At 34.4% G+C, this 5,284-nt stretch carries 3 protein-coding genes; 1 reads left to right on the forward strand and 2 read right to left on the reverse strand.

Going from position 1 to position 5,284, the window contains the following annotated elements; genetic code table 11:
- Positions 1-732, reverse strand: a 732-nt coding sequence (locus ACIR131C_RS27115) for a leucine-rich repeat domain-containing protein (RefSeq protein WP_269208807.1), incomplete at its 3' end; no start/stop codon positions are given.
- A 231-nt stretch (positions 733-963) separates the two neighbouring features.
- Positions 964-2,028, reverse strand: a complete 1,065-nt coding sequence (locus ACIR131C_RS0116650) for a potassium channel family protein (RefSeq protein ID WP_035372309.1) — start codon at positions 2,026-2,028, stop codon at positions 964-966.
- Positions 2,029-2,214: 186 nt separating this feature from the next.
- Between ACIR131C_RS0116650 and ACIR131C_RS0116655 the strand changes: the two genes are divergently transcribed.
- Entirely contained in the window at positions 2,215-5,238 is a 3,024-nt protein-coding gene (locus ACIR131C_RS0116655; protein ID WP_028091117.1) for a type ISP restriction/modification enzyme, read from the forward strand.
- The last annotated feature ends 46 nt before the right edge of the window (positions 5,239-5,284 follow it).

Raw genomic sequence — 5,284 nt, forward strand, 5'->3', positions numbered from 1 at the left:
GTTTGACAAGGGTTTGATATCGCTGATTTGATTTTCCCACAAATTCAGGGTAGTTAACTTAGTCAAGCTTGATAAGGGTTGGATATCACTAATTTGATTTCCTCCTAAGTCAAGAGAAGTTAAATTAGTCAAGTTTGCTAAAGGTTTGATATCACTAATTTGATTTTCCCACAAGTTCAAAGCAGTTAAATTAGTCAAACTTGATAAGGGTTTGATATCACTAATTTGACTTCTCCAGAGGTTAAGAGTAGTCAATTTAATCAGTCTTTGATTGGCTTGAGTACAGTTTTTTGTCCCAGCGATTTGTAATAATACTTCAACTGTGTATCTCGTCTCTTGAGGTAACTTGGCTTTTGGGTCACACCATTGTAGAAAATCGTTTGGTGTTTTTACAGTTGTTACAGGTTTTTTCTCAGGAGTTTTCGTAGTTGTTACAGGCTTTTTAGCAGGAGTTTTCGTAGTTGTTACAGGCCTTTTAGCAGGAGTTTTCGTATTTGTTACAGGTTTTTTAGCAGGAGTTTTAGTAGTTGTTACAGGCTTTTTAGCAGGAGTTTTAGTATTTGTTACAGGCTTTTTAGCAGGAGTTTTAGTATTTGTTACAGGTTTTTTAGCAGGAGTTTTAGTATTTGTTACAGGTTTTTTAGCAGGTGTTTTTACAGGTGCAGCAGAGACTTCAGTGTAAAACCCTAAAGTGAAGGTAAAAATAGTAGCCGCAAAGAAAGCTAGTTTCATAATTTTTATAAGTTAAGCTGTACTACATTTAAAGTATAATTATAGCGGGCAGGATGGCCGCACCACAAGATTTAGCCATACTAGGATTGTCAAATTTAGTATAGTAACCTCTTATACAAAATTTGCAGTAATTATACTATTAACGAGCAACTTATTTTTTCCCTCTTCCTTCGCGCTCTTCGCGTCTTCGTGGTTAATATAATCTATATTCTGCCAATAAAAACGAGTATTTTAGTTATTTTTCGGTCTTCGTAATGGTTGGGAACTGATAGGACCCAAAAGTTGATTTAAACCCCGTAATTGTTCAGCAGTACCCATACAAATCAAAGTATCTCCCGACATTAACACCGTGTCTCCAGTCGGTCCACCAATGAGTTTACCATCAACGCGACGAATTGCTAAAACTAAAGCCCCGGATTGCGATCGCAATTTAGCTTTTTGTAGAGTTTGACCAATAAAGGGACACTGAGACATATCTAGTAAAAATTCTTCCATATATAACTGGCGGTCTGCACCGGAGAGAATACCATCTACAAAGTCGAGAATCTGCGGTCTGAGGGCTGCTGCGGCCATACGTTTACCGCCGGTAATATACGGTGAAATTACGGCATCTGCACCGCCACGCTGTAATTTTTGTAATGATTCTTCTGTACTAGCGCGAGCGATCGCCCGAATACCAGGATTAAGGGTTTTTGCTGATAGGACGGTATATAAATTTTCTGCGTCTGAAGGTAAAGCGGCTACAATGCAAATTGCTTTCAGAATACCAGCTTTGAGTAAACTATCATCTAAAGTGGCATCACCCTGGTAAACAATATAACCAAGTTCCTGAGCTTTTTGTGCGGATTCCATTTCTGAGTCAATGACCACAAAAGAAACACCTTCAGCTTGAAATTCCTTAGCAATTTGTCGCCCGGTGCGGCTAAATCCACAGATGATATAATGACCTGATAATGATTCCATTAAACGCCTTTGTTGTCGGAGTCGAATTCCCTCTAAAAAATAGCCTTCAATGACTGCGGCTGTAAACCTATTGACAATATAACCAAGATTGACCACACCCATGAAAATCAAGGCTATGGTAAACAAACGACCGCGACTACCCAAGGGGTGAGTTTCCCCATAACCGACGGTAGCTAAGGTAATTACAGTCATGTAAGCTGCGTCTTCCCATGACCAGCCTTCAATCAAACAATACCATAAAGTGCCAATTAAAAAAATACAGCCCAAGGCCAGCGCCCCGGCCATTAACTCTTTTTGAATACGTTGATATTTTTGCTCTAGGGTAGAATACACAGGTTAATAAAAATTAAGAGTTTAAAATTAAATGATGATTTATAGATGATACTCTAATATGAGCGATCGCTTTGTGAAAACATCTCATGATCCTATGCCTTTAACAAGGACAGGGTTAGGGTCGGTTAATATTGTAGTAATATTTTAGTAATATATTCATAAATATTCCCTATTATTTCCTCCACTATGTCTAGACTCCTCGTTACCCAATACCAAGCGGAAGTAGAAAAAATCATTCAATATGGTGGTTCTCGCAAAGAAACATCCATTCGCGTCGCTTTCCAAAACCTCTTAAACGAATATTGTAAACCCCGTGATTTTCTCCTCATTCCCGAACTAGATTACAAACTACCAAATGGGAAAATTGTTTATCCCGACGGGACAATCAAAGATGCTTTGCGTTTAGATTGGGGTTACTGGGAAAGTAAAGACCAATACGACAAATTAGACGAGGAAATAGAAAAAAAATTAAATAAAGGTTATCCCGATAGTAATATACTATTTGAAGATTCTCAAACTGCGGTTTTAATTCAATCTGGACAAGAAACCCAGCGCGTGACTATGGGCGATGCTGACGCGGTAGATAGTATTATTAATAACTTCATTAATTATGTCCGTCCTGAAGTGCGGGACTTTCGGGAAGCAATAGATACATTTAGGCAGGATTTGCCCATTATCTTAGATTCTCTCAGAAAGTTGATAAAATGTCAAGAGGGTAATAATATATTATTTGAAAACGCCAGAGATAAGTTTTTTAATATTTGTCAAAAGTCCATAAATCCTGAAATTACTTTGTTAGATATTCAGGAAATGATCATCCAACATATTTTAACAGAAGACATTTTTATCAATATATTTAGTGAGTCACAATTTCATCAAGAAAATAACGTAGCGCGGGAATTACAAGGGGTAATTTCCACCTTTTTTACAGGAAGTTTAAAGAGAAATACCTTAGGAAGTATTGAAAGATATTATGCAGTAATTAGACGCACTGCGGCTAATATTGTTAATCATCAAGAAAAACAGAAGTTTTTAAAAGCATTGTATGAGAATTTTTATAAAGCATATAATCCCAAAGCTGCGGATAGGTTGGGTATTGTCTATACCCCTAATGAAATAGTTAGGTTTATGATTGAAAGTGTGGATTTTTTAGTACATAAACATTTTGGTAAATTGTTAGGGGATAAGGATGTAGAAATTTTAGATCCTGCGACGGGAACGGGGACGTTTATTACCGAGTTAATTGATTATTTACCAACCCATAGTTTACAGCACAAATATAAACATGAGATTCATTGTAATGAGGTGGCTATTTTACCTTATTATATTGCGAATTTGAATATTGAATACACCTATAAGCAGAAAATGGGGGTGTATGAGGAGTTTGAAAATATTTGTTTTGTGGATACTTTGGATAATACCTCTTTTGAGGGTAAGCAATTGGATTTGTTTGCTATGACTGTGGAGAATACTGCGAGAATTAAAAGACAGAATGATAGAATTATTTCTGTGATTATTGGTAATCCTCCTTATAATGCAAAACAGGAGAATTTTAATGATAATAATGCTAATCGTTATTATACTGCTATAGATAAGTTAATTAAGGAATCTTATATTAAATATAGTAAAGCGCAGAATAAAAATATTTTATATGATATGTATGTCCGTTTCTACAGATGGGCAACGGATAGAGTAAAAAATGGTATTATATGTTTTATTACTAATTCTTCTTTTTTAGATGGACGTGCATTTGATGGTTTTAGAAAATCTATTCAAGACGATTTCTCTTTTGTTTATATTATTGATTTAGGGGGGAATGTCAGATCAATTTCAGGAAAAGATGGTATATTTATTGGAGAAAAGCATACTATTTTTGGTGAAAGTGCAATGACTGGTATAGTTATTTGCTTTTTAATTAAAGATAGTAATTCCCAAGGATGTAAAATATTTTATTCTCATCCATTTCATATTCATGAATTACGAGAAAACAAAATTAGATATTTAGCAGAAAATAAATTTCAGAAAATAGGATTTGATCATATTAAACCCGATCAAAAATTTAATTGGATCAATCAATCTGATAATGATTTTGAAAGTCTTTTACCTTTAGTTGATAAAGATGTGAAAGCGGGTAAAGGAGAAAAAGCTGTATTTAAGTTGTTTTCTAGAGGTGTAGCAACACAAAGAGATGAATGGGTTTATGATTTATCTGAAGAATCTCTAGTAAATAAGATGAAATTCTTTGTAGAAATTTATCAAAGTCAATTTGATAAACAACCGGAAGCAGAACTTTCACAACAAATAAAATGGGACGAAGATTTAAAAAGCTACTTTAAACGAAAAATACAAAAACAATTTGATAAAAATAGTATTAAACCAAGTTTATATAGACCATTTTATAAAGAACAACTTTATTTTGATAGACATTTCAACGGTAGAACTTATCAATGGTTTGATATTTTAAATAAAAAGGATGCAGAAAATAAATATATAGCTTTTTCAGCATTAGGGAATACAAAACCATTTCATTGTTTAGGTAGTAACACAATCATTGATTTACATTTAACAGGAGATTCTCAATGTTTTTCCCTCTACCGTTACGACAAAGAAGGAAAACGCATTGATAATATAACCGACTGGGGACTAAAACAAATTCAAACCCATTACCAAGATGAAACAATTACCAAAATAGACATCTTTCATTATACCTACGCAGTCCTACATAACCCAGCTTATCGCACCAAATACGAACTCAACCTAAAACGCGACTTTCCCCGCTTACCCTATTATGAAAACTTCCGAAAATGGGTTAATTGGGGAAAACAACTCATGGAAATTCATATTAACTATGAAACAGTTACACCTTATAACCTAACCCGTGTTGATATTCCCTTAAAAGATAACCAAAAAACACCCAAACCGAAACTAAAAGCAGATAAAACCAAAGATAATATCATCTTAGATGATGTCACCACATTATCAAACATTCCTAAAATCGCGTGGGAATATATGTTAGGTAATCGTAGTGCATTAGAATGGATATTAGATCAATATAAAGAGAAAAAACCAAAAGATCCCACCATTGCGGAAAAATTCAATACCTATCGTTTCGCAGATTATAAAGAACAGGTAATAGATTTATTAATGAGAGTTTGTACCGTGAGTGTGGAAACAATGAAAATAATTAGAGAAATGTCAGAATCAGGATAACCAGGATTAAAGGATTTTCAGGATGAAATATCAAAAATTAAACGCA

Source organism: Dolichospermum circinale AWQC131C (genome assembly GCF_000426905.1).
In the GTDB taxonomy this organism is placed as follows: Bacteria; Cyanobacteriota; Cyanobacteriia; order Cyanobacteriales; family Nostocaceae; genus Dolichospermum; species Dolichospermum circinale.